We start from the raw sequence: 841 nt of genomic DNA, 5'->3' as shown, positions 1-841 counted from the left end.
TCCCCATCGGGCGCAGGCGAGTCATTAGTGGGATGTAAAAACTGTTACGGGTGTACTGCACCATCCGTTCCACCTTACCTTTAGTCTGTGCCCTGAAGGGGCGACACAGTCGGGGAGAGAAGCCCATCTCCTTGCCGAACTGCCACAGCGAAGGATGGAACCGGTGCTGACCGGTCTGATATGCGTCACGTTGCAGAACCACAGTTTTCATATTGTCATACAACACTTCGCGCGGCACACCACCAAAGAAGCGGAACGCATTACGATGGCAGGTCTCCAGCGTGTCATAACGCATATTGTCAGTGAATTCGATGTACAACATTCGGCTGTATCCGGGAACAGCAACGAACACGTGAAGCGGTGAGCGACCATTACGCATAGTGCCCCAGTCAACCTGCATCTGTCGTCCGGGTTCAGTTTCGAACCGAACGGCAGGCTCCTGCTCCTGAGGAACCGAGAGAGAACGAATGAATGCCCTGAGAATGGTCATTCCGCCACGATATCCCTGGTCTCTGATCTCGCGAGCGATTACCGTTGCCGGGATTTTGTAAGGATGAGCATCGGCGATGCGTTGACGAATATAATCCCGGTATTCATCCAGGAGTGAAGCAACAGCAGGTCGCGGCGTATATTTTGGCGGCTCAGATTTTGCCTGCAAATAACGTTTAACGGTATTGCGGGAGAGCCCCAGTTCTCTGGCAATCGCCCGGCTACTCATTCCCTGCTTGTGCAGGATTTTAATTTCCATAACTGTCTCAAAAGTGACCATAAGCTCTCCTGAATCAGGAGAGCAGATTACCCCCTGGATCTGATTTCAGGCGTTGGGTGTGGATCACTATTG

Annotated in this window: 1 protein-coding gene; it reads right to left on the bottom strand. The window is 52.3% G+C overall.

What is annotated here, in order from left to right:
• Positions 1-769 (bottom strand): IS21-like element IS100 family transposase (istA, locus tag BGK49_RS16300; protein WP_065552422.1); only part of this gene is annotated, 769 nt, incomplete at its 3' end.
• Between the last annotated feature and the right edge of the window lie 72 nt (positions 770-841).

Source organism: Shigella sp. FC1544, from assembly GCF_001722145.1.
Lineage (GTDB): Bacteria > Pseudomonadota > Gammaproteobacteria > Enterobacterales > Enterobacteriaceae > Escherichia > Escherichia coli.
The sequence above is the reverse complement of the archived record's forward strand: the minus strand, read 5'-3'. Positions and strand labels throughout refer to the sequence as shown.